The 23,270-nt window shown below is 68.0% G+C and carries 20 protein-coding genes; 10 read left to right on the top strand and 10 right to left on the bottom strand.

Annotation, left to right across the window (positions count from 1 at the left end):
* Positions 1–13 precede the first annotated feature (13 nt).
* The 3 genes from ACN0RJ_RS21115 to ACN0RJ_RS21125 form a co-directional block, all read right to left on the bottom strand.
* Entirely contained in the window at positions 14–2,524 is a 2,511-nt protein-coding gene (locus tag ACN0RJ_RS21115; protein WP_417725560.1) for an ATP-binding cassette domain-containing protein, read from the bottom strand.
* Positions 2,525–2,528: 4 nt separating this feature from the next.
* Positions 2,529–3,404, bottom strand: a complete 876-nt coding sequence (locus tag ACN0RJ_RS21120) for a branched-chain amino acid ABC transporter permease (RefSeq protein WP_417722703.1) — start codon at positions 3,402–3,404, stop codon at positions 2,529–2,531.
* A gap of 75 nt (positions 3,405–3,479) precedes the next feature.
* The gene (locus ACN0RJ_RS21125; RefSeq protein ID WP_417725561.1) at positions 3,480–4,724 is read right to left on the bottom strand and encodes an ABC transporter substrate-binding protein; all 1,245 of its coding nucleotides are present in this window, start codon (positions 4,722–4,724) and stop codon (positions 3,480–3,482) included.
* Between the two features lie 175 nt (positions 4,725–4,899).
* Between ACN0RJ_RS21125 and ACN0RJ_RS21130 the strand changes: the two genes are divergently transcribed.
* Together ACN0RJ_RS21130 and ACN0RJ_RS21135 are read left to right on the top strand one after the other, a co-directional pair.
* Positions 4,900–5,640: a GntR family transcriptional regulator gene (locus ACN0RJ_RS21130; RefSeq protein ID WP_417722705.1), complete on the top strand. Its 741-nt coding sequence runs from the start codon at positions 4,900–4,902 to the stop codon at positions 5,638–5,640.
* Positions 5,637–6,404, top strand: a complete 768-nt coding sequence (locus tag ACN0RJ_RS21135; protein ID WP_417725562.1) for an SDR family oxidoreductase — start codon at positions 5,637–5,639, stop codon at positions 6,402–6,404. Before ACN0RJ_RS21130 ends, ACN0RJ_RS21135 begins: the two co-directional genes overlap by 4 nt.
* Positions 6,405–6,438: 34 nt before the next feature.
* Here the strand turns inward: ACN0RJ_RS21135 and ACN0RJ_RS21140 are convergent, their stop codons facing one another.
* From ACN0RJ_RS21140 to ACN0RJ_RS21160, 5 genes are read right to left on the bottom strand one after another with little or no spacing between them, the layout of a single operon-like run.
* A complete protein-coding gene (locus tag ACN0RJ_RS21140) occupies positions 6,439–7,317 on the bottom strand; it encodes an SMP-30/gluconolactonase/LRE family protein (protein WP_417725563.1) in 879 nt (292 codons plus the stop codon).
* 4 nt (positions 7,318–7,321) lie between these two features.
* Positions 7,322–8,512, bottom strand: coding sequence for a thiolase C-terminal domain-containing protein (locus ACN0RJ_RS21145; RefSeq protein ID WP_417725564.1), 1,191 nt, complete (start codon positions 8,510–8,512; stop codon positions 7,322–7,324).
* Positions 8,509–8,940 (bottom strand): Zn-ribbon domain-containing OB-fold protein, encoded by a 432-nt coding sequence (locus ACN0RJ_RS21150; RefSeq protein ID WP_417725565.1) that lies wholly within the window; start codon positions 8,938–8,940, stop codon positions 8,509–8,511. The genes ACN0RJ_RS21145 and ACN0RJ_RS21150 overlap by 4 nt, the downstream gene beginning before the upstream one ends.
* 13 nt (positions 8,941–8,953) lie before the next feature.
* Entirely contained in the window at positions 8,954–9,343 is a 390-nt protein-coding gene (locus ACN0RJ_RS21155; protein WP_417725566.1) for a Zn-ribbon domain-containing OB-fold protein, read from the bottom strand.
* Positions 9,340–10,476: a thiolase family protein gene (locus ACN0RJ_RS21160; RefSeq protein WP_417725567.1), complete on the bottom strand. Its 1,137-nt coding sequence runs from the start codon at positions 10,474–10,476 to the stop codon at positions 9,340–9,342. Before ACN0RJ_RS21160 ends, ACN0RJ_RS21155 begins: the two co-directional genes overlap by 4 nt.
* Positions 10,477–10,713: 237 nt before the next feature.
* Between ACN0RJ_RS21160 and dctP the strand changes: the two genes are divergently transcribed.
* The 5 genes from dctP to ACN0RJ_RS21185 all read left to right on the top strand — a co-directional run bounded on the left by dctP (position 10,714) and on the right by ACN0RJ_RS21185 (position 16,397).
* A complete protein-coding gene (gene dctP, locus ACN0RJ_RS21165) occupies positions 10,714–11,718 on the top strand; it encodes a TRAP transporter substrate-binding protein DctP (protein ID WP_417725568.1) in 1,005 nt (334 codons plus the stop codon).
* Positions 11,719–11,776: 58 nt separating this feature from the next.
* Positions 11,777–12,292: a TRAP transporter small permease subunit gene (locus ACN0RJ_RS21170; RefSeq protein WP_417722713.1), complete on the top strand. Its 516-nt coding sequence runs from the start codon at positions 11,777–11,779 to the stop codon at positions 12,290–12,292.
* Entirely contained in the window at positions 12,292–13,596 is a 1,305-nt protein-coding gene (locus tag ACN0RJ_RS21175; RefSeq protein ID WP_417722714.1) for a TRAP transporter large permease, read from the top strand. The genes ACN0RJ_RS21170 and ACN0RJ_RS21175 overlap by 1 nt, the downstream gene beginning before the upstream one ends.
* A 129-nt stretch (positions 13,597–13,725) precedes the next feature.
* Positions 13,726–14,769: an alcohol dehydrogenase catalytic domain-containing protein gene (locus tag ACN0RJ_RS21180; protein ID WP_417725569.1), complete on the top strand. Its 1,044-nt coding sequence runs from the start codon at positions 13,726–13,728 to the stop codon at positions 14,767–14,769.
* Positions 14,770–14,795: 26 nt separating this feature from the next.
* A complete protein-coding gene (locus ACN0RJ_RS21185) occupies positions 14,796–16,397 on the top strand; it encodes a class I adenylate-forming enzyme family protein (RefSeq protein ID WP_417725570.1) in 1,602 nt (533 codons plus the stop codon).
* Between the two features lie 91 nt (positions 16,398–16,488).
* On the opposite strand, the gene ACN0RJ_RS21190 is transcribed toward ACN0RJ_RS21185, so the two are convergent.
* Positions 16,489–17,406, bottom strand: coding sequence for a LysR family transcriptional regulator (locus tag ACN0RJ_RS21190; RefSeq protein WP_417725571.1), 918 nt, complete (start codon positions 17,404–17,406; stop codon positions 16,489–16,491).
* A gap of 126 nt (positions 17,407–17,532) precedes the next feature.
* Between ACN0RJ_RS21190 and ACN0RJ_RS21195 the strand changes: the two genes are divergently transcribed.
* Positions 17,533–18,459, top strand: coding sequence for a LysR family transcriptional regulator (locus ACN0RJ_RS21195; protein ID WP_417722718.1), 927 nt, complete (start codon positions 17,533–17,535; stop codon positions 18,457–18,459).
* Positions 18,460–18,462: 3 nt separating this feature from the next.
* Here ACN0RJ_RS21195 and ACN0RJ_RS21200 read toward each other — a convergent pair whose 3' ends face one another.
* On the bottom strand, positions 18,463–19,674 hold the full coding sequence (locus ACN0RJ_RS21200; RefSeq protein ID WP_417725572.1) for a CoA transferase: 1,212 nt from the start codon (positions 19,672–19,674) through the stop codon (positions 18,463–18,465).
* A gap of 234 nt (positions 19,675–19,908) precedes the next feature.
* Here ACN0RJ_RS21200 and ACN0RJ_RS21205 point away from each other — a divergent pair, with 234 nt between their 5' ends.
* Together ACN0RJ_RS21205 and ACN0RJ_RS21210 are read left to right on the top strand one after the other, a co-directional pair.
* Positions 19,909–21,450: an amidohydrolase family protein gene (locus ACN0RJ_RS21205; RefSeq protein WP_417725573.1), complete on the top strand. Its 1,542-nt coding sequence runs from the start codon at positions 19,909–19,911 to the stop codon at positions 21,448–21,450.
* 51 nt (positions 21,451–21,501) lie between these two features.
* Entirely contained in the window at positions 21,502–23,217 is a 1,716-nt protein-coding gene (locus tag ACN0RJ_RS21210; RefSeq protein WP_417725574.1) for an acyl-CoA dehydrogenase family protein, read from the top strand.
* The last annotated feature ends 53 nt before the right edge of the window (positions 23,218–23,270 follow it).

Raw genomic sequence — 23,270 nt, forward strand, 5'->3', positions numbered from 1 at the left:
GTTGGTCCCTCCTTCAGAGCCAGAGAACCTGACGGCGCAGGTCGATGTCATGGGCCAGCGCGGCGGAGGGCCCTTCGTGGATGATGCTGCCGCGTTCGAGCGCGACGGTGCGGTCCGACAACGTCAGCGCGAGGTCGAGGTTGTGATCGACGATGATGATCGACACCTCCCGGCGCAAGCGGTCGAAGGTTTCGAACAACTGCTCGACCACGGCGGGCGACAGCCCCTCGAAGGGCTCGTCCAGCAGCAGCACCCGGGTGTCGCCCGACAGCGCCCGCGCCACGGCGGCCATCTGCTGTTCGCCCCCCGAGAGATAGTCGGCCGGGGTGTCGATCCGCTCCTTCAGGCGGGGGAAATAGGCAAAGATCCGGTCCTCGTCCCAATGCGTCCCCTCCCCCGTCCGGCGGCGGATGCGACCGAGTTCGAGGTTGTCCCGGACCGACATGCCCGCGAACAGCCCCCGCCCCTGCGGCACGTAGGAAATCCCGGCGCGGGCCATCGCGGCCGAGGGCAGGCCCTGGATGGGCGTGCCGTCGAGCCGGATCTCGCCGCTGCCGACCGGCGCGATGCCGATGAGGGATTTCAGCAGCGTCGATTTGCCCGCGCCGTTGCGGCCCAGAAGCGCGAGGATCTCGCCCTGCCGCAGATCGAAGCTGACGTCGTTGATGATGTGGCTCTTGCCGTAGCTCACGTTCACCTTGTCGAGCGACAGCAGAACCTTGTCCTGCACCGCGCTGTCGCGCGCCCTGCCCGCCACCGCCGAGGTGCCGGAGCCGATGTAGACCTCCTGCACGCGCTTGTCGTTGCGCGCGTCGTCCACCGTGCCGTCGAGAAGGACCTGCCCCTCGTTCATCACCGTGACGTGGTCGGCCAGTTCGAAGACCCGGTCGATGTCATGTTCGACCAGCAGCACCGGGATGTCCCGCGACAGCGCCTTCAGCAGCAGGCCGATGCGCTCGCGCTCGGCCACCGAGAGCCCCGCGAGCGGTTCGTCGGCCAGCAGGATGCGCGGGTGGTTCCCCAGCGCCAGCCCGAGGTCGAGCAGCCGCTGCCCGCCGTAGGACAGCGATCCGGCCTCGGCCTCCTCCATGCCGGAAAGCCCCGCGTAATCCATGATCTGAGCGGTACGTTCGTTCACCTGCGACAGGGTCCGCGCGCGGATCACCGGGTTCATCCGGCGCGCATCCCCCGCCTGCACCGCGAGGCGGATGTTTTCCTGCACGCTGAGCGAGGGGAACAGGTTGGTGATCTGGAAGCTGCGCCCGATGCCGGCGGCCGAAATCTCCTCCGGGGTGCGGCCCGAGAGCGGTTGCCCGGCCAGCGTCACCTCGCCCGCGTCGGGCTTGTAGAGACCCGAAAGCAGGTTGAACGCCGTGGTCTTGCCCGCCCCGTTCGGCCCGATCAGCGCGTGCAGCGTGCGGTCGCGCACCGAGATGTCGACGTCGTCGACGGCCTTGAGCCCGCCGAAATGCTTGGAGATGCCCTGCGCCACCAGCAGCGGCGCGTCGGTATGGTCGGTCGGTTTCAGGAACTCCGGCAGCGGATGCACCCCGGCCCGGCGCCCGGCCATCGCCGCGCCGGTTTCGGCGGGCGGGTTGAAATGGCGCCGGATCTGGCCGGGAATGCCGATCAGCCCCTCCCGGGCGTAGAGCACGAAGGCCATGAAGACGAGGCCGAACCACAGCAGCCAGTTGCCGGTGTAGATCGACAGGTATTCGCGGAACAGGATGTAGAACAGCGCTCCGATCGCCGGCCCGAGAAAGCTGCGCATCCCGCCGATCACCACCATCGCCAGAAGCTCGCCGGAAAAGATCACCGACATCGGCTCGGCCGAGGTCATGCGGTTCTTGTAGAGCAGCAGCACCCCCGCCAGCGCGGTGATCGTCGCCGAGAGCACGAAGGCGGCCAGCTTGTAGCGGTCGACCTTGTAGCCGAGAAAGCGGGCGCGCTGCTCGTTCTCGCGGATCGCGAGCAGCACGGTGCCGAGCGGCGAGTTGTTGAACCGCCACAGCAGCACCAGCACGACGAAGGCCACCGCCGCGACCAGCCAGTAATAGGGTTCGGACATCTCGAAATCGAGGCCCAGGAACGCCGGGCGGTCGATGCCGCCGAGGCCGTTCTCGCCGCCCGTGACCTCGGTCCAGCGGAAGGCGATGGAGAACCCAAGCGCCGAAAGCGCCAGTGTCATGAGCGAGAAGTACACCCCCCGGCGGCGCAGGATCAGCGCCCCGAAGACCGCCGAGACGGCGGCGGTCGCCAGCACCGCCACCAGCAACGGCACCAGGAAGGCGCCCCCCATGGCGAGCGAGGTGAGCCCGGCGAAATAGGCCCCCATGCCGAACCAGGCGCCGTGGCCGAAGCTGACCAGCCCGGTGCGCCCGGCAAGGATGTTCAGTCCCATGCAGGCCAGGCCGTAGACCACGACCTCGGTCGCGGAGGTGTAGGTGAGTCCGGCGGCCAGGATGACGAAAGGCAGGGCGACCAGCGCGGCGGCCGCGATCAGAAGCGGATGAATGCGGGTCATGGGATCACTCGAAGCGGAGGATGCGTTCGCCCAGCAGGCCGCGCGGGCGCAGCAGAAGGACGACGAACATCAGGAGGTAGATGGCGGCGGTGGACCAGGACGACAGCCCGACGGCCACCAGGATGCCCTTGGTCAGGCCGACGAGGATGGCGGCGATGATGACGCCCCAGAACGAGCCGAGCCCGCCGATCACCACCACCACGAAGGCGAGGGTGATGATCTCGGCCCCCATCGCCGGGTGGATGGTGTAGATCGGCGACAGCAGCACCCCGGCCAGTCCCGCAAGGCCGATGGCGATGCCCGCCACGACCGAGAGATAGGGACGCAGCGAAATGCCGAGGCTGCCGACGATCTCCGGGTTCTGCACCCCGGCGCGCACGATGCGTCCGAAGGAGGTGCGGTTCAGCAGCACCCAGAGCCCGGCCACGGCGACGACGGCCACCGCGATCAGGAACAGCCGGTAGCGCGAATAGATGAAATCGCCCATGAACACCTGCCCGCGCAGGATGTCGGGCATGTTGTAGTTCTGCGGCGAGGCCCCGAAGATCCAGCGCAGCCCCTGTTCGATCACCATCGCCAGACCGAAGGTCAGCAGCAGCGAATAGAGCGGGTCGATGCGGTAGAACCGGGTGAAGAGCGACCGCTCGGTCAGCATCCCCAGCCCGGCGACGATCAGCGGCACCAGGATCAGCGCGCCGAAATAGCCGACATGGGGCGTGATGAGGATCGCCAGATAGGCGCCGATGGCAAAAAACGCCCCGTGCGCGAGGTTGATGATCCCGCCCAGCGAAAAGATCAGCGACAGACCCAGCGCGATGAGCAGGTAATAGGTGCCGTCCAGCAGCCCGTTCAGGACCTGCGCGATGAAGAGCCCCAGCATGTGGTGCCTCCCCTCCCGAATTCGAGTTCTCTTGGTGGCGGGACAGGGGCCGCGGCCCCTGCCCCGCGCGGCAGATCAGAGGCTGCAGGTGCCGCCGGTGACGCTTTGTGCCAGCGTCTCGAGCGGTTCGTCCGCCCCGGGCAGCGGTTCGGAGGTGGTGAAGATGTCGTATTCATTCTTCACCTCGTCCGCCGGCAGCGCGGTGATGGCGTAGATCTCCTGGATGAGTTGGTGATCGCTCGGACGGAAATAGCCCTTGCGGTTCTTCATCAGGTCGAACTGCGCCTCGGAGCTTTCGAGATAGCCGACGAGCGCATCGCCCGAGGCATCCCCCGCCGCCGCAACCGCCTGCGCCATGATGAGGCCGGCGTTGTAATCGCCCCAGGCCTGGTTCTCCGGCGGCTTGCCGTAGGCGTCGGTGAAGGCCTTGACGAAGACCTGCGAGGCATCGTTCGGAACGAGATGGTTCCAGACGTTGGGCCAGGTGCCGCGGAAGTTCTGCGCCCCGGCCGCCCAGGCCGACACCGTGTCGAAGCCGAAGCCGCCCAGCGTGAAGTCGAGGCCGAATTCGCCGTATTGCTTGAAGAAGTTGGTGATCTGCGTCCCCGCGAGGTTCAGCGCCACCACATCGGGCTCGGCCTGACGGATCTTGAGCAGGTAGGACGAGAAGTCGGTCGCATCGGTGGGCACCAGATCCTCGCCCGCGATGACGCCGCCGTTGGCGTCGAGGAATGCCTTGGCCGCCGACAGCAGGTCATGCCCGAACGCATAGTCCGCCGTCATCGTGTACCAGTTCTTGCCCTCGACGAGATCCTGGCTCTTGAAGAAGGCGCCCTCGGCGTTGACGTACATCGAGTTCTGGGTCTCGACGTGGAACATGTAGCGGTTGCAATCCTGCCCGCGCAGGCTGTCCGAGTTGCCGCCGGTGTTCACGAAGCACTTCTTGTAGCGCGCAGCGACCTGGCTGATCGTCAGGCAGGAGGCCGAGGAGATCTCGCCGATGATCATGTCGACGCCGTCGCGCTCGAACATGCGCTCGGCCTTGGTCGACGCGGTCTGCGGGTTGACGCTGTCCTCCATGACCAGCTCGACCTGGCGCCCGCCGGCGCCGCCGTTGGCATTGATGTGCTCGACCGCCAGCTTGATGCCCATCTGCGCATATTCGCCGAGCGGGCCGAGAAAGCCGGTGGTGGGCGTCAGGTGCCCGATCTTGAGCGGAGCGCCCTGCGCCCGCAGATAGGCGGGCGAAGCGACGCCGAGCGCAAGGCCGGCCGCGCCCGTCCGCAGGAATCCCCTGCGGGTCGTGTTGGTCGTGGTCATGGTATCCTCCCTGGATCCTTGTCTGAGAACCACACCCGAGAGGGGGACGGATCTTTCCGGCTGACTTTCCTCCTCTGCCGGGAGATCAATTGTTGCAGTCGCGCCCGATCTGGTGTGATCTGAGATCACAGTTGCAGAAGGGTGTTGCGCGAGTCAACACGGAGTTCACGAATTCATGTCCCAACCGCTCGACCAGCTACGACCCGCCCGTCGGCAAACGCTTTCGGATCAGGTGTTTGACACGCTGAGCGAAATGCTCCTGTCCGGCGCGCTGCGTCCGCGCGACCGGCTGTCCCTGCGCGACCTGGCGGAACGGCTGGAGGTGTCGATGATGCCGGTGCGCGAAGCGGTGAGTCGCCTCGCGGCGAGCGGCGCGCTCGACGTGTCGCCGAAACGCGCGGTGATGGTGCCGCTGATGACGGATGCGGAATTCGCCGACCTCACCATGGTGCGGATGCTGACCGAAGGTCAGGCCGCCCGGCTGGCGGCCGAGCGCGCCTCGCGATCGGACATCGCCGGTATCCGGGTGCTGGCAGAGCGTTTCGACGAGGTGCTGGATCGCGCCTACGGCAGTGCCGCGGCGGTGGCGGCGAACAAGGATCTGCACTTTGCCCTCTACCGCGCGGCGGGATCGCCCGCGCTGATGGAGGTCATCACCATGCTCTGGCTCAAGGCCGGCCCGATCATCAACTTCGACATCGGCGTCGAAGCCGGGGTGCCGCAGGAGGAAGAGATGACGCGCTCGCGCGGGCATCATTCGCGCGAACATCACCGGATGCTGTGCGAGGCGCTGACCGCGCGCGACGGTGAGGCGGCGGCCCATGCGATTTCCGAGGACATCCGCACCGCCTCGGAGCTGATCCGCGCCCATGGCGCGATGGATACGGACGACAATCGGAGGAGGATCATCCCGTGAAACTGAACCTGGAGGGCGCGTGCGTCATCGTCACCGCCGGAGCGCAGGGCATCGGCCGCGCCATCGTGCAGGCCTATCTCGACGAGGGGGCCCGCGTCGCCACCTGCGACATCGACGAGGCGGCGCTGGACGGCCTGCCCGACGAGGTCTTCCGCCGCCGCGCCGACATGGGCGACGCCGGGCAGATCGCGGAATTCATGGAGGCGGCGCTGGCGCATTTCGGCGGGCTCGACATCCTGGTGAACAACGCCGGCATCGCCGGACCCACCGGCCCGGTGGAAGAGATCGACCCGGCGGACTGGGACGCGACGCTGGCGATCTGCCTGACCTCGCAGTTCCGCTGTGCCCGCCTCGCCGTGCCGGCCCTGCGCAAGAGCGGCAATGCCTCGATCATCAACCTCTCCTCGCTGGCCGGGCGGCTCGGCTTTGCCATGCGCACGCCCTACGCGGCGGCGAAATGGGGGGTGATCGGCTTTACCAAGTCGCTGGCGGTCGAACTGGGCCGGGACGGCATCCGCTGCAACGCCATCCTGCCCGGCATCGTCGCCGGGGACCGCCAGCGCAGGGTGCTGGAAGCCAAGGCGCAGCGCCGCGGGACGAGCTTCGAAGCGGTCGAGGCCGAGGCGTTTTCCTACACCTCGCTCAAGGAATACGTGCAGCCCGACCAGATCGCCGACCAGATCCTGTTCCTGACCAGCCCGCGCGGCCGCACGATTTCCGGTCAGGCGGTGTCGATCTGCGGCGACGCCCAGATGCTGGCCTGACCCCTCGCGCCGGGTGACCAACCCACCGGGGCGGTCACGCCCGGAGCGCGCAGAGCGGCACCGGCAGCCCCCGCACGCCGGACTCGGCAAGAAAGGTGCACCCGGCCAGCGGCGTGGCGGCTAGCGCGTCGTCGCTCAGGCCGTATCGCATCGTGGTGATGCAGAGTTGCGACAGGTCCGGCCCGCAAAAGGCCATGCTGGTGACCCGGGGCACGGGCAGTCGGATCTCGTCGATCCTGTGGCCGCCGGGATCGTAGCGCCCGATGGTGCCGGTCGGCATCTCGGCCACCCAGAGACAGCCCTCGGCATCCATCGCGCAGCCGTCCGGGTGCGCGCCCGTCTGGCGCAGGTCCAGGTGCACGCGCCCGTCGCGCACCTCGCCCGTCGCGGCGTCGAAGGCATGGGCGTGCACCAGCCCGGCGCGGCTGTCGCAGAAATAGAGCGTGCGATCGTCCGGGCTCCAGGCGATGCCGTTGCCGAGGATGGTGCCGCGGGCGACCCGGGTGATGCCCAGGTCCGGGTCGATCCGCCACAGCCCGCCGACCGGATCGGTCATCCTGCGGTCCATCGAACCGACGAACAACCGGCCCTCGCGATCCGGCGCGGCATCGTTGAAGCGTTCGTTGCCGAAGTCGAAATCCAGCTTCAGCGGTGTTTCGGCACCGCTGACGGTGTCGAGCAGGGCAAGCCCGTTGCGCAGCACCACGACGAGGCCGCCGCGGCCGAGCGCGATGGCCGAGGGGATGCCGCCGACCGGGTAGACCCGCGCGTTTCCGGTCCCGAGATCGTGGCGGTGCACGCGCCGCCCGATCACGTCGATCCAGTACACCGCGTTTTCCTCCGGCGCCCAGGTCGGGCTTTCCCCGAGCGTGGCGCCGGTCCGGCCGAGGGGGATCGGGGTGCAGGGCGTCATGATCTCAGACCGCAAGGATCATGGCGCTCTTATGCGCCTGTCCGCCGCCCGACGTGACGAGGCAGGTCTCGGCATCCGCCACCTGCGAGGTCGAGTCGCCCCGGATCTGGCGCACCCCTTCGAGGATCAGGTTGAAGCCCTGCAGGTAGCCTTCGGACAGCAGCCCTCCGGCTGTGTTGGTCGGCAGTTTGCCCTCGGGACCGAGACCGCCCGACATCACGAACTCGGCGGCGCCGCCGGGTTCGCAGATGCCGTAATCCTCGAGCCCCATGAGCAGCACGCCGGTGAAGGCGTCGTAGATCTGCGCGACGTCGAGATCGGAGGGGGACATCCCCGCCATCCCGAACAGGATGCGCCCGGTCTCGCGCGCGTTGATCGAGTGATAGGTCTCGATCGGCATGTTGTGCGACCCCATCGGGCCGAGGCCCCAGCGGTCGCCGCTGGCCTGCGCGGCGGCAAGGATGCGCGCGGGTTTCCGCCGCAGGTCGCGGGCGCGCTCACGGCTGGTGACGATCACCGCGGCGGCGCCGTCGGTTTCGAGGCAGCAGTCATAAAGACGGAACGGGTCCGCGATCCGGCGTGACGCGGCATGCTCCGCGAGGCTGAGCGGCTTGCGCATCAGCGCGGCCGGGTTGCGCGTGGCGTATTCGCGCAGGGTGACGGCGATGTGACCCAGCGCCTCGACGGGGGTGTCGTGCACATTCATGTGGCGGCGGAAGGTCAGCGCGGTCATCTGCGCCGGGCTCATCAGGCCGAAGGGCGCCATGAAACTGCCGGCGGTGGGGCGCGGGCGGTACTGTCCGAAGCGTTCGTACTGACCCTGGCAAAGCGATCGGTAGCAGACGACGTAGTTGCAAAGCCCGGCGTGCACCGCCATCGCGGCGTTCATCACCGATGCCGTGCTGCCGCCGCCCCCGGCGCCCCAGACCATGTTGGACCAGCGCAGCTCGGGCATCCCGAGCGCAGCCTGCACCAGCACCGGCTCGTGGCGCTCGGTGGCATAGGAGGAAAAGCCGTCGATCTCGTCGGTCGAGATGCCGGCATCGTCGGCGGCCTTGCGGATCGCCTCGCAGAGCAGCGCGAATTCGGTGCGGTCGGTGATGCCGCCGCGACGGGTGAATTCCGTGGCGCCGATGCCGGCGATGGCGGCGGTATCGGCGAAGGCGGCAGAGCTGTCCGGAACGCGGCGGGTCATTGGTCGGCCTCCCGGCGACGGAACCGGGGCAGGACCCAGCCGTCGGCGGCGTCCTCCCAGGCGACGGTGACGGGCAGCCCGACGCGCATCTCCTCGGGGGACACGTCGATCACGTTGGTGACAAGCCGCACGTCGCCCGCATCCTCCAGCAGGACCACGGCGATGTTGTAGGGCACCGCGGCATTCAGCGCGGGGTGGGTCGGATGATGCGCGATGGTGTAGCTGAACACCGTGCCGCGCCCCGAGACCTGCTGCCAGTCGATCCCGGTGCTGCCGCAGTCGTGGCAGACCGGCACGGGCGGATGGCGGAAGGTCCCGCAATCGCGGCAGCATTGCACGCGCAACTCGTGCGCCTTGCAGGCATCCCAGAACGGTTGCTCGTCCGGGGTGGGGGCCGGGGTTGGCGTCTCCCGAGGAAGATAGGACATTGGACCTCCTTGGTCAGGCGGGGCGGAATTTCAGCAGGGTCACGTCGTCGGTCAGCGGCTCGAACACCGCCTCGACGGCCATGCCGATGTGCGGCGGGGTGTCCCCGACGAGGTTGGAAAAGACCTTTGCGCCGCTGTCCAGCCGGACCAGGATCACCGTGTAGGGCGGTTGGAAACCGGGCAGATAGGCCTTGTGAAAGGTGCAATGGCTGTCGACGGTGCCACGGGGCGCGACCGCGACCCAGGCGGCCTCGGAACTGCCGCAGGCGGTGCAGATCGCGGCGGCGGGAAACCGGTGCCGGCCGCAGCCGCCGCATTGCTGCACGCGGACCTCGTGGACCTTCAGACCTTGCCAGAACGGCAGTTCGGGGCCGTCGAGCGGGGGGAGCGGGATTTCGGTCACGACGCGTCTCCGGAATAGACGATGGAAGAGCAGACGGGGGCGGCGGCCACGTAATGCACGTTCCGCGCGCCGGCGACCTGGCGGGCGCCGCACTCGCCCCGGATCTGGAGCACCGCCTCGATGTTCAGGGCCCAGCCCTGCAGGTAGCTTTCCGACAGGTGCCCGCCCGAGGTGTTGGCCGGCAGGCTGCCGCCGAGCGACAGGTGGCCCTCGGAAACCCAGGCGCCGCTTTCGCCGCGCGGGGCATAGCCGCAGCCCTCGAGGCTGAACAGCACGGTGGGGGTGAAGTTGTCGTAGACCATCAGCGCGTCCATGTCCGACCGGTCGAGCCCGGCCTCGGCAAAGCCGCGCGTCGCGGCCTCGTTCAGCGGCGCGTACCAGTAATCCTCGGGCGGAAAGGTCGAGCCCGCGAAGGCCGTGCGCAGCGCCGAGCCGCGGATGTGGACCGGCGGCTTCCGCAGATCCGCCGCTCGGTCGGCGCCGGTGACGATCAGCGCGGCACCGCCATCGTTGATGAGACAGTAATCCAGCAGCTTGAGCGGATCGCAGATCGGCCGCGCATTCATGTAGCCGTCGAGGTCGAATTCCTCGCGCATCACCGCCTTGGGATTGAGCGCGGCGTGCCTGCGGAAGGTGATCGGCACATGCGCCATCTGCTCGGGCGTGGTGCCGAATTCATGCATGTGGCGCTGCATCATCAGGGCGTGGAAGGCCCCGGGCGAGGTCATGCCGCAGGGAAACCACATCCGCCCCTCGGAGCCGTAGGCGCTTTCGTCCTTGCCGCCGTAGGTCATGCCGTCCGAACGGCCGCTGTTGCCGTAGACCAGCGCCACGGTGCGGCAGCGTCCGCTTTCCACCAGCGCCTTGGCCGTGTCGATGCAGATCCCCGAGAACCGCCCCTGCCCCGGCGTTGTCAGCACGTAGTCGGGATCGTGTCCGGCCAGTTCCGCAAAGCGCTGGTAGCTCGGGATCCGGTTGACGATCAGCCCGTCGACCTCGGACAGCGCCAGCCCGGCATCGTCCAGCGCCGCGCGCAGGGCCTGCAGACCGAGGTCGTAGGCCGACTGACCCGGAAGCCGGCCGTAGTCGGTGGTGCCGACACCGCAGACCGCCGCAGTGATGTTTCCGCTCATCGAGTTCTCCCCATGCGACGCATAGAAAATGCGTTTCTCCGGCCCGGGGTTTAGCTCGCGGACGGCGCCGCTGTCGTGCCATAGCAGTTATTCGACGGGGGCCTGTCCGGGCCGCACCGTGAATAGCTGCTATGGTTCGCAGGCGGCTATTTGCCCGGCGGGACGGCTGCTAGATTGCCGGCCACCACAAGAGACTGGCCGCTTGTCCGGCCGTCGACACGTTCACGGGAGGAAACCATGAAATACGCCATCGCACCCGCAGCCCTGCTGGCCCTCGCGGCCATCCCGGCCGGCGCCGAAGACTACAAGGTCGCCCATTTCACCACCGCCAATTCGAGCAGCGCCGCCTTCGACCAGGCCTTCGCGGACAAGGTGACGGAGAAGACCGGCGGTGACACGACCTTCGAATTCTTCTGGAGCGGGTCGCTGGGATCGGGGGCCGAGATCGTCCACCTGATCTCGGGCGGCGCGGTCAAGATCGGTGGCACCGCCCCGGCCTATTACCCGTCCGAACTGCCGATTGCCGGGCTGACCAACTCTCTGCCGGGGGTCTTTCCGGATGCCGAGGCCGCCATGCGTGCGCAGAGGGCACTGACCACCTCGAACCCCTTGTACCTTGCCGAGGCCGAGCGCGTCGGCGTCTACCCGATCGTGCAGCACGGGCTCGCCTCGTCCCACATGATGTGCACCGAATCCTTTTCGACCGTGGCCGACCTCGCCGGGCGCAAGGTGCGGACCTTCGGGTATTTCCTGCCGGTGGCCGTCAGCGCCCTCGGCATGACGCCGGTCAGCCTCGCGACCTCGGAAATCTACGAAGGCCTCGAGCGGGGCGTGATCGACTGCGTCGCGGTCAGCTTCAATACCGCCCAGTCCTACAAGGTCTACGAGGTCGCCAAGTACTGGTCCGACATCAACCTCGGCGCGCTCTCGGGCCCGACGCTCTATGCCGGCTACGACATCTATTTCAACGAATGGGATGACGCCATGCGCGCCATCGTGGACGAGGCGTCGGCGGCGGTGTTCGAGGACGAGATCGCCAATCTTTCGGCGCTCGAGGACCAGGCGGTCGCGGTGGCCGAAGCGGACGGCGCCCGGCTGATCCCCTTCACCGAACAGGACAAGGTCGACGGTCTGCTTCCCGACATGCTGGCGCTCTGGCAGGAGAAGCAGGTGGCGGACGGTATGGACGCCGGGACCGCCGCCGCCGTCGTGGATGCGGTCCGAGCCGAACTGGCCAAGTGATGCAAGGGCGCCCCGGCCCCGTGCCGGGCGCCGCTTCGACGAGGACTGAAAGCTTCAAATGTCACACCCTTCACCCATCACGGTGTTCTGTCGCCGGTTCGCGCATGTGCTGCTTGCCGTCGCCATCGCCGCCGTCCTGCTGATCGCGGCCCTGGGCGCGGCCGATTCCGCGGGCTCGGTGCTGTTCGACCGGCCGATCCCGGCAACGCTCGAAATCACCGAGCTGTTCGTCGCGGTCATCATCTTCATGACCCAGCCCTATGTCGTCCTGAGGTGGTCCCATATCTCGGTCGATCTCTTCAGGTTCGAACGCGGCTCGATCCTGCGGACCCTGCGCATCTACCTGACCCTCGCGCTGTCGCTGCTCAGCTACGCGGTCATCGCCGTCGGCGCCTGGCGCAGCATGACCAAGAGCCTGCGGCTCGGGGAACTGAGCGGCGGCATCGTCTCGATCCCGGTCTACCCGTTCAAGATCGGCCTGTTCGTCGGCGTATGCGCCACCATTCTCGTGATCGTCCTGATGTTCCTGGTCCGCCATGACGACGACGAAATCGACCGCGGAGGAGAAATGTGATGGACGGTTCGCTTATCGGATTTCTCAGCCTTGTCGCGGTACTCGGCCTGATCGCCTTCGGCATTCCCGTCGCGATCTCCATTCTTTCGGTCACCATCCTGGGAATGTACGCGCTGCTCGGCGACAGCTTTCTGTTCACCACCTTCGAAACCTCGGTCTGGGCCTCGTCGACGAAATACTCCTTTGCCGTCATCCCGATGTTCATCCTGATGGGGGAATTCGCGGGAGGGTCGCGCATAATCACCGACCTCTACAATGCCTGCTATCGCTGGCTCGGCGGAATGCGCGGCGGGGTCTACAATTCCACCATCCTCGCCTCGGCCGGGTTCGCGGCGATTTCCGGCTCGACCATCGTGAACGCGGCGGTCTTTACCCGGGTCGCCCTCCCCGAGATCGACCGGCTGGGCTATCACCGGGGCTTCGGCGCGGGCTGCATCGCGGCTTCGGGGACGCTGGCGGCGATGATCCCGCCGTCGCTGACCATCGTTCTCTTCGGCTTCCTGACCGAGCAATCTATCGGAGGCCTGCTGATCGCCGGCATCCTTCCCGGCCTGCTGACCGGGCTGATGCTGATGCTCATGGTCTGGATTTCTGTCAGGGCGCGCCCCTCGCTCGCGCCGGAGTCGGTGGAAACCTTCCCGCTGCGCGAGAAGATCGCAAGTCTCTGGGATATCTGGCCCGTCGCGCTGCTGGCGACCACGGTCCTGACCGGGATCTACACCGGCACGGTGTCGCCCTCGGCGGCCGGTACGGTCGGCGCGGTCGGGGCCCTGCTGATCGCGCTTATCAAGCGCCGCATGACCATGGAGATCTTCCTCGGATCGCTCAAGCGCACCGCGGTGATCTCGGCCTCGCTGTTCCTGATCATCATCGCCGGGCTGCTGTTCTCGCGGATGCTGCTGTTCAGCGGCGCGGTCTCCGACCTGTCGGCCTTCATGAACTCCTCGGGGTTCACGCCGTTCACCTTCATGGCCTGCGTGGTGATCGGGTTCTTCATCTTCGGGATGTTCATCGACCCGGTCACGATGATGGTGATCTCCATCCCGTTCCTGTTCCCGTCGGTGGTCGCGATGGATCTGAACCCGATCTGGTTCGGCATCATCATCGTGAAACTGATCGAGATCGCGGCGATCACCCCGCCGATCGGGATCAACCTCTTCGCGGTGATGTCGGCCTCGGACGGCAAGGTCTCCGGCTCCGATATCTTCAAGGGCGTCCTTCCCTTCGTCCTGATCGAACTCTGCGTGCTGGGACTGCTTCTCGCATTCCCGATCATATCGACCTACCTGCCGTCGCAAATGTGACCATGCGGGGCCGGACCTGACGCCGGCCCCCACCTTTCATGCATGACCGATATCCAGGCCCGGCCGATCAGTCGCCCGGGCGGACGGGGAAGTCATGCCCGACAGAAACTCCCATCCGAGGAATTCCCCATGAAAGCCATCGTTGTCGAGACACCCGGAGATATCGAGGCCCTGCAACTGCGGGACGTGCCCGAACCGCATGTCGACCCGAGGGACGTGCTGATCCAGGTCGACAGTTGCGGGGTGTGCTACCACGACGTGCTGGTGCGCAACGGCGTGCTGAAACGCGGCGTGCGGCTGCCGCTGATCCCGGGGCACGAAATCGCCGGTGTGGTGATCGGGGTCGGCAGCGACGTGCCGACCTTCCGCCCCGGCGACCGGGTCACGACGACCCAGCGCTACCACATCTGCGGGCACTGCTCGCACTGCCGCACCAACCACGAGACCCAGTGCGAGGAAAAGAAGTTTCTCGGGGACTGGGGCATGTTCGGCGGCTACGCCGAGCGGGTCGCGGTCGAGCACGACAACGTCGCGCTGGTGCCCGACAATGTGCCGCTTCACCTGGCCTCGGTCGTCGCCTGCACGATGGGTTCGGTGTTCAACGCGATGCGCGACGTCGGCCATATCGAGGCCGGCGAGACGGTGCTGGTCACCGGCTCCGGCGGCGGCCTCGGGATGCAGGCGGTGCAGCTTGCCCGGCTTCAGGGCGCCCGGGTGATCGCGCAGACGACCTCGCAGGACAAGGTCGCGCAACTCGAGGAACTGGGTGCCCACGAGGTGGTGGTGCACGAACGCGGCGCCGATTTCTCGGATCAGGTCAAGGCGCTGACCAATGGCAAGGGAGTCAACGTGGTCGTCGACAACGTCGGCAACCTGATGTTTCAGCCGATCCGCCGGTCGCTGGCGCGCAGCGGGCGCTGGCTGATGATCGGCCAGCTGACCGGCGATTTCACCCCGTTCAACCCGGCGCAGATCTTTTCGAAGAACATCGACATGCTGTCGGCCTCCTCGACCACGCGCCTCCAGCTTCAGCAATGTCTCGAGATCGTCGCGCGCGGTCAGGTCAAGCCGATCGTGTCGCGCCGGATGCGGCTGGAGGAGGCCCGCGACGCCCACCGCCTGATCGAAAGCGGCAGCGTCGCCGGCCGGATCGTCCTGCACCCGCAGGGCTGAGAACCTCCCAGGAAAGGATGATGGAGATGATGAACCCCGTGGATATGCCCCGTGCCCGCACCATTCCCGCGCTGCTGGCCGAACAGGCCGGGCGGTACGGCGACCTCGACGCGCTGGTCGCCGGAGACCGGCGCTACAGCTACGGCACCCTGTGGGAGGAGGTGCAGCGGTTCGGACGCGGGTTGCTGGCGCACGGGGTGACCCCCGGCGATCACGTCGCGATCCTGATGGGCAACCGGCCCGAATGGATCATCGCCGACCTCGCCATCGCCTCGATCGGGGCAACGATGGTGTCGGTCAACACCTACGTGACCGCCACAGAGCTGGAATACATCCTCAAGCATTCGGATGCCGACTGGCTGATCCACGCCAGCCGCTTCCTGAAATACGACTACGTCGACATTCTCGGGCAGATCGGCGATCTGTCGGAGCGGCTGCCGCGGCTGCGCGGGTTCATCCACGCGGGCGAGCGGGGCCTGCCAGGCAGCACCCCGATCGAGCGCATCGCGACGCTCGGCGCGGGCGAGGCGGCGCGATTTGACGAACTGGCGGCAGCGGTGAAACCGACCGATGTCGCCGCGCTCCTCTATACCTCCGGGTCGACCTCGACTCCGAAGGGGGTGCAGATCATCCACTGGCCGCTGATCGAGAACATGTGGCATATCGGCAGCCGGATGCACGCGGTGCCAGGCGACCGCATCTGGTGCGCCATCTCGATGTTCTGGGGTCTGGGTTGCGAGAACATCCTGTTCAACGCGCTGACCCATGCCGCCTGCCTCGTGCTGCAGGAATTCTTCGACCCCGGCGAGGCGATGAGGCTGATAGAGGCCGAGCGCTGCACGATCTTCTACGGCACCTCCAACATGGTGCTGGCGATGCAGGAACACCCCGACCGCCCCCACCGCGACATGACGAGCCTACGCACCGGCGGGTCGTCGGGCAACCGCGAGCAGAACGCGCGCATCGTCGGCTTCGGCGCGACCGAGATGTGCAATGTCTACGGGCTGACCGAGTCCTACGGCTATTGCAACATCATCGACGGCCGGACCGAGCAGCACAAGCGCGACGTCAGCGTCGGGCGGCCGCTGCCGGGCATCGAGCAGCGGATCGTCGACCCCGAGACGCAGGCCCTCTGCGAACCGGGCGAGATCGGTGAAATCCAGATCCGCGGCTCCGTGACGATCGGCTACTACAAGGACGCGGACAAGAACGCCGACGCCTTCACCGGGGACGGGTTCTTCCGCACCGGCGATCTCGGCTTTCACGACGACGAGGGGTTCCTGTATTTCCGCGGGCGTCTCAAGGAGATGATCAAGACCGGCGGCATCAACGTCTCGCCCGCCGAGGTCGAGAAGAAGCTGCTCGAACATCCGCACGTTCACCTGGCCTATGTCGTGCCGGTGGCCGACCCGGTCCAGACCGAGATCGTCGGCGCGGTCGTCATCGCCGGCCCCGACGCCGATCCCGCGACGCTCGAGGACGAACTACGCGCGCTGGCGTCCGGCCTGTCGTCCTACAAGCGGCCCCGGCTCTATACCTTCGTGCGCGAGTCCGAGCTGCCGACGACCAACACCGGCAAGGTCAAGCGGATGGACCTGCCCGCCCTGTTCACCCCGGCGGACGCCTGAACGAAGAGGGCCCGCGCCGCGACATGGTCGCGCGGCGCGGGCCCTTCCGGGTCGAAAGAGGATGCCGGAGGGGAGAGGAAAGGCCCGTCGCTCAGGCGACGAGCCGGGCGCCCTCATCTTCCGCGGGCAGGCAGGACACGGTCCTGCGGATGATCTCGGCGACGACATCGGCCACCTTGCGGGTGGCCGGGGACAGCGGGGCGCGGGTCGAGGTGGCGAGCGACAGCTTGCGGGTCAGGCGCTGGCCCGCCACCTGCCGGATGACGACCGCCCCGTCCCGCGCAAAGGCATGGGCCGCCGAGGCGGGCAGCAGGGCAAAGCCCCTGCCCTGGCGGACGAAGTCGATGCTGGCGGCGATGCTTTCAAGGCGGCGCAGGTCGCAATCGGCAAAACACCCGGTCCCGGCAAAGGCCTGCAGGCTGCCCTCGGTCAGCAGGATCGTCCGGCCGCGCAGCGCCTCCTCGCCGATGGGGATGCCGGGCCCCTCGCCCGAACCCGCCGGGCAGACCAGGCACAGGTCCTCGTCGGCCAGCGGCTGGGTCAGCAGCGTCGAGGCGCGCGGCGCCTCGCTCAGCACCGCAAGATCCACCCGACCGGCGCTCAGCCACTCCAGAACATGTGCCGCGCCGGCCTCCTCGATCTCGATCTCGACGCGGGGAAAGGTCTCGGCGATGCGGTCGATGATGTTCAGCGCGACCAGTGCCGCGACGCTGGCGGGAAGACCGATGCGCACGGTGCCCCCCGGATTGCCGGTGATCGACTGGATGCCGGTCTCTATGGCCCGGGACGCCTGGATGATGACGGCGCTCTGCTCGAACAGGTATTCTCCGGCCTCGCTGAGCACGACGCCCCGCCCGGTGCGGAAGAACAGCGGCGTGCCCAGTTCGTCCTCCAGCGCCCGGATGCAGCGCGACAGCTTGGGCTGCGGGACGCTGAGATTGGCCGCCGCGTTGGAGAAGCTGCCATGCTCCGCCACCGCGATGAAATGCCTGAGTTGCTGAAATTCCATAGCTTCCCCTCCCAAGGATTGACCGGCCCGGCGGGCCGTCCCGACAGAAGAAGGGTTAGTCAAACGACTATTATGCGTCTAATATAAAATGGAGATATAGAATATGCCTGAAATAGAGGTACTCACGTGGATCTGAGGCAGCTTCGCTACTTTGTCGAGGTGATCGAGCATCGGTCGATCTCGGCGGCGGCGGCGCATCTGCGGATCGCCCAGCCCGCGATCACGCGCAGCCTGCAGCAATTGGCGGACGGGCTCGGGGTCAAGCTTCTGGAGCGGCACGCCCGCGGGATGCGGCCGACCGAGGCGGGCGAACGGCTCTACACCCATGCCCGCCGGCTTCTGCTGGATGTCGAGGAGATCGAGCGCGACGTCATCGACACCGAAAAGGCCCCGGCCGGTCACGTCGTCGTCGCCTGCACCCCGGCGTTCGGCAGCGTGATCCTTCCGCCGGCGTTGATCCGGCTGCGCGAACGGTTCCCCAAGATCCAGGTCTCCATGCGCGAAGGGTTCGGAGACACGGTCTACAAGTGGATTCTCGAAGGAGAATGCGATGTCGCGATCCTGGCCAACCCGCGCCCGACCGCGATGATCTCGATCTGGCACACCTGGCAGCAGCAGATGCGCGTGGCGGTGCCCGCGCACGACATTCCGCCGCATTTCGAGGAACTGATCAAGCCCAGCTACCGGATCGCCGACCTGGAAAGGATGCCGCTGATCCTGCCCAGCCGCGAGACCAGCCACCGCATGATCGTCGAGGCGGCGGTGGTCGCCGAGGGGCATTCGCTGGATGTCGCCTACGAGGTCGACGGGATCACCTCGATCATCGAGATGGTCGCCCGAAGCCTCGGGTTTTCGGTGCTGCTGGAAACCGCGATGCTTCAGGGGGTGCGGACCGGGCAGATCCGGACCCGGCCCTTCGATCCGCCGACCATGCAGGGCGAAATGGCCATCGCCACGCCGAGCGCGCGGGTGCCGACCCGGGCGACGCGCGCGTTCATCCCGCTGGTCAAGTCGGCGATCGACGACGCGCTGGTCGGATGGCGCACCGGCTGAGGGTCAGGCGATGGTCCCGGCCTCGCGCAGCGCACGCAGGCGGTGGGACGGCAGGTCGAGAAGCTGCGCGAGCACCTCGTCCGTATGCTCTGCCATGCGCGGCGCCGGGGCCGGGTCTCGGCGCTCCTGCCCGACCAGCACCGCCGCCGCGCCGGGCGTGAGATAGCGCGCGCCCGAAGGATGGGTGACATCGGCAAAGACCGGGTTGGCCGCTTCGATCAGCCCCGGCGCGCCGAGGGCTTCGGACAGCGTGTTGAAAGGCGCCCAGCACACCCCGGTGCCCGCGAACCGTTCGGCAAGCGCCGGCAGGTCGTGGCGGCCGACGGCTTCGGCGACGATCCCGTTCAATGCCTCGCGATGCAGGTAACGCGCGCCCTCGTCCGCCGCGAAGTCGGCCCCGGTGCGGGCCTCCAGCGCCGCGATCCCGGCACCGATGTCGAGCGCGCGAACCATGTCGGCCCATTGCCGGCGGGTCAGGCCGACGATCTGGATCCGACGCCCCTCCGCGGTGGCGAAATCGCGCCCGAACCCGCCGTAGAGATCGTTGCCCAGCCGGGGGCGCTCCTGCCCGACGCTGACCTCGGCGATCTGTCCGATATGGCCCATGCAGGCCATGGCCACGTCGCCGAGCGCCAGCAGGATCTCCTGCCCCTCGCCGGTCAGCCGCCGCTGCCGTTCGGCTGCCAGCAGGGTGACGGCGGCATAGTAGCCGGTGGCGATGTCCCAGGCGGGCAGCACGTGGTTGACCGGACGGTCGCCGAGCGCCTCGGGCCCCGTCATCATCGGAACGCCGATGGCGCTGTTGACGGTGTAGTCCAGCGCGGTGCGCCCGTCGCCCCAGCCGGTGACGCGCAGCGTCACGGCATCGGGGCGGCGCGCCGCGATCTCCTCGTGCTTGAGGAAACCGGAGCGCGGCAGGTTGGTGACCAGCAGACCGTTGCCCTCGCCGGGGGCGGCGGCCAGATCGAACAGCAGCGCGCGCCCCTCGGACGAGCGCAGGTCGAGCGAGATCGACTTCTTGCCCTTGTTCACGCCCTCCCAGTACAGGCTGTCGCCCGAGGCGGCGAGCGGCCAGCGCCTGCGGTCCGGTGCGCCGCCGATGGGATCGACCCGGATCACCTCGGCCCCGAGCTGGGCCAGGTGCAGCCCGCAGCTCGGGGCCGCGATGAAGGAGGCGACCTCCACGATCCTGAGCCCTCTCAAGGTCTGATACATCCCAGTCACCCCCCTGCGCGTTCGAGTTTCGGGGACCGGGAAAGCAATTTCCGCCCCCGCGAACAAGCCGGCAGCGGGGCATAACAGCTATCGCGGTCGGGGCTGCGGCGCACCGCGCTCAGGGCCGTCCGGAGGGCGCGAAACCCGCATAACTGAAATGCGCCCCAGGTGCGTTGTGCCCGCCGCGCCGCCGATCCTAGTTTGCCCCCGGACGGTATGCCGGAGGAGGCGAACATGAAGATCGGGATTGTCGGAGCGGGTTTTATCGGGCGGGCCATCGCGGCGGCGGCCAGCGGCCAGGGGCACGAGGTGATGATCGCGAACAGCCGCGATCCCCGCACCCTCGGCAGCACGGCCGTAGCGCTCGGCTGCGCCACTGGGACCGCCGAGGAAGCGGCGCGGTTCGGAGAGGTGGTGGTCGTCTCGATCCCCTTCTCCGCCATCTCCGGGCTGGATCCGGCGCCCTACGAGGGCAAGATCGTGATCGACACCTGCAACCATTACCCGGCGCGCGACGGCGAGGATGCGGTGCTTGACGCGAACGAGGACACCACCGGCGGCCGTCTGGCCCAGCACCTGCCCGGGGCCAGGGTGGTCAAGGCGTTCAACGCCATCCTCCAGGGCGATCTGGTGACCGATCCCCGCCCCGCCGGCGACCCCGAGCGCCGCGCCCTGCCGATCGCCGGTGACGATGCCGGGGCCCGCGCGGTCGTCGCCGGGTTGCTGGACGAGTGGGGGTTCGACGTGGTGGATGCCGGGCCGATGGCGGAAAGCTGGCGGTTCGAGCGCGGCAAGCCCGGCTATTGCATCCGGCTGGACCGCGCCGGGATGGAGCAGGCGCTTGCCGCGGCGCGCAAGGGCGTCGCGGCGCCCTACGGCTCCTGGCGCCGCGACCGGGGCACCCCTGCCGCGCAGCCCGCCCGAGGGATCGCCGGGCGCGGCGCGATGGATATCGTGGACGGCCAGTTCCACCTCGGGCTCGAACACGGGACGGAGGCCACGCTGGCGGCTATGGATGCGCTCGGAATCCGGGCGATGATCGCTTACGAGAGCTGGGGACAGATCGGTGGCGCTCCCAGTCCCGCCGTGATGCTCGAAGGCGGCCACGCGAGGGCGATCCCCCTGCGCGCCGTCGAGGCCGCCATCCTGCATCCCGACCGGTTCGCCTTCGTGCAGCGCATCACCCGGCACGACCCCGATCTCGAGGCCTTCATGAGGATCACCGCGCAGAGCCCGGGCTGCCGGGGGTTCCGGGTGATCCTCGGAAGCCGCGCCGAACGCGATGCCCTGCTTGCGGGCGATTGGGACCGGGCGTTTGCCGTGGCCGCCGATCTGGGGCTGCCGGTGGCCTTCCTGTCGGCGAGGCTGCCGGGCCTCGCGCGTGAGATCGCCCGCCGCTTTCCCGGCCTGACGCTGGTGATCGACCATTGCGGCTGGGCCGGTTCGACCGGGGAATGGGACGAGGTGATCCGCCTCGGCGACCTGCCCGGCACGGTGCTGAAATGGAGCCATCCGAACCGGACATTCCGACATTTCGACGACCCCGGAGCCATGGAAGCGCAGGGCCTGCTCGATGCCGTCGCTTCCTTCGGCGCCGGGCGGATCTTCTGGGCCAGCGATGCCACCCACGAGGAAACCCGGCAATCCTGGGCCGAAAGCCTTGCCGCCGTGCGCTATCACCCGGGGCTCGGCGAGGCAGAACGCGGCCTGATCCTGGCGGGCACCGTCCGTCGCGTCTTCGGCCTTGGCGCGCCGGGCGGGGCCGCGACCGGCTGAGCCCGTGGCGTTGCCGCCGGCGGCCCTCCGAAATCCCTTGGAAAGTATCCCATGACGACTGACACACTGACCCGTACCGGGGATCGGACCGCGATCCTCGACTCCCTGCTCGACCTGACCGGCGCGGCGGTCACGGCGGTCGCGACCCTGACCGAGAGCGCCCGCCTGGCGGTGCGCGCCATGGTGGTCGTGGACGACACCCTGTCCGCCGACCTGCTCGACGAGCATCAGGCGGCAACCCACGGCTACGCCTGGCTTGCCGCCTGTGACGAGGCCCTGCGCCAGACGCGCGGCTGGGCAGTACGGCTGTCCGACAGCGGCCGGTTCGGCGAGATGGAGGCGCTGATCCTTCAGATAGCGTTCGGCGAATACCTCGGGCAGGTGCTGGGCGGGATGCCGATGAACCAGGGTGAAGTCGCGCGGCTGCACCAGATGGGCCTTGGCGCCGGGGACCGCGACGCGCTGCAATGCCCCGCGGTGCGGACGCTGGTGGAGGGCGGCAACACGCCCGCCGCGCGCAGGCGCCTGGTCGCGCTGATGCGGGACAACGGGGGCTTCATCACCTTCGGCAACACCGGACTCGATGAAGAACTTGAGATGATCCGCGGACAGTTCCGCCGCTTTGCCGACGACAGGATCGCGCCCTTCGCCCATGACTGGCACCTGAACGACAGCTACATCCCGCTCGACCTGATCGAGGAGATGGCCGCGCTCGGCGTCTTCGGGCTGACCATTCCGGAGGAATTCGGCGGGCTCGGCCTGTCGAAGGCGGCGATGTGCGTGGTCTCGGAAGAGCTGTCGCGGGGCTATATCGGCGTGGGGTCGCTGGGCACACGGTCGGAAATCGCGGCCGAGCTGATCCTCGGCGGCGGCACCGAGACGCAGAAGGCGCACTGGCTGCCGCTGATCGGCGCGGGCGAGATCCTTCCGACGGCGGTGTTCACCGAGCCCGGCACCGGCTCGGACCTGGCCTCGGTGCGTACGCGGGCGGTACGGGACGCGGACGGCTACGCGGTGACGGGCAACAAGACCTGGATCACCCACGCCGCCCGCGCCGACCTCATGACGATGCTGGTGCGGACCGATCCCGACAGCGCGGGTTACCGGGGCCTGTCGATGCTGCTGGCGGAAAAGACCCGCGGCACCGAGGCCGGGCCGTTCCCGTCTCCGGGCCTCTCCGGCAGCGAGATCGAGGTGCTCGGCTATCGCGGGATGAAGGAATTCGAACTCGGGTTCGACGGCTTCCGTGTCGATGCGGAAAACCTGCTCGGCGGTGTCGAGGGGCAAGGCTTCAAGCAGCTCATGCAGACCTTCGAATCCGCCCGCATCCAGACCGCAGCCCGCGCCATCGGGGTGGCCCAGAACGCGCTCGAGGTCGGGCTGAACTATGCGCGCGAGCGGGTCCAGTTCGGCAAGTCGCTGATCGACTTTCCGCGTGTCGCCGACAAGCTGGCGATGATGGCGGTCGAGATCATGGTGACCCGACAACTGACCTATTTCAGCGCCCGGCAAAAGGACCGCGACCGTCGTTGCGATGTCGAGGCCGGCATGGCCAAGCTGCTGGCCGCCCGCGTTGCCTGGGCCGCCGCCGACAACGCGCTGCAGATCCATGGCGGCAACGGTTTTGCCCTGGAATACCAGATCAGCCGCATCCTCTGCGACGCCCGCATCCTGAACATCTTCGAGGGCGCCGGCGAGATCCAGGCGCAGGTGATTGCCCGTCGTCTGCTGGCGACCGAAGCACCGGCAAGCGCCGTGCCGGGCTGAGCCTGCGCCACTTCCTGCCCTGCCGACGGGGCAAGCATGGACCATCCGACCGC

It is taken from the genome of Salipiger sp., assembly GCF_048261495.1.
Classification (GTDB): domain Bacteria; phylum Pseudomonadota; class Alphaproteobacteria; order Rhodobacterales; family Rhodobacteraceae; genus Salipiger.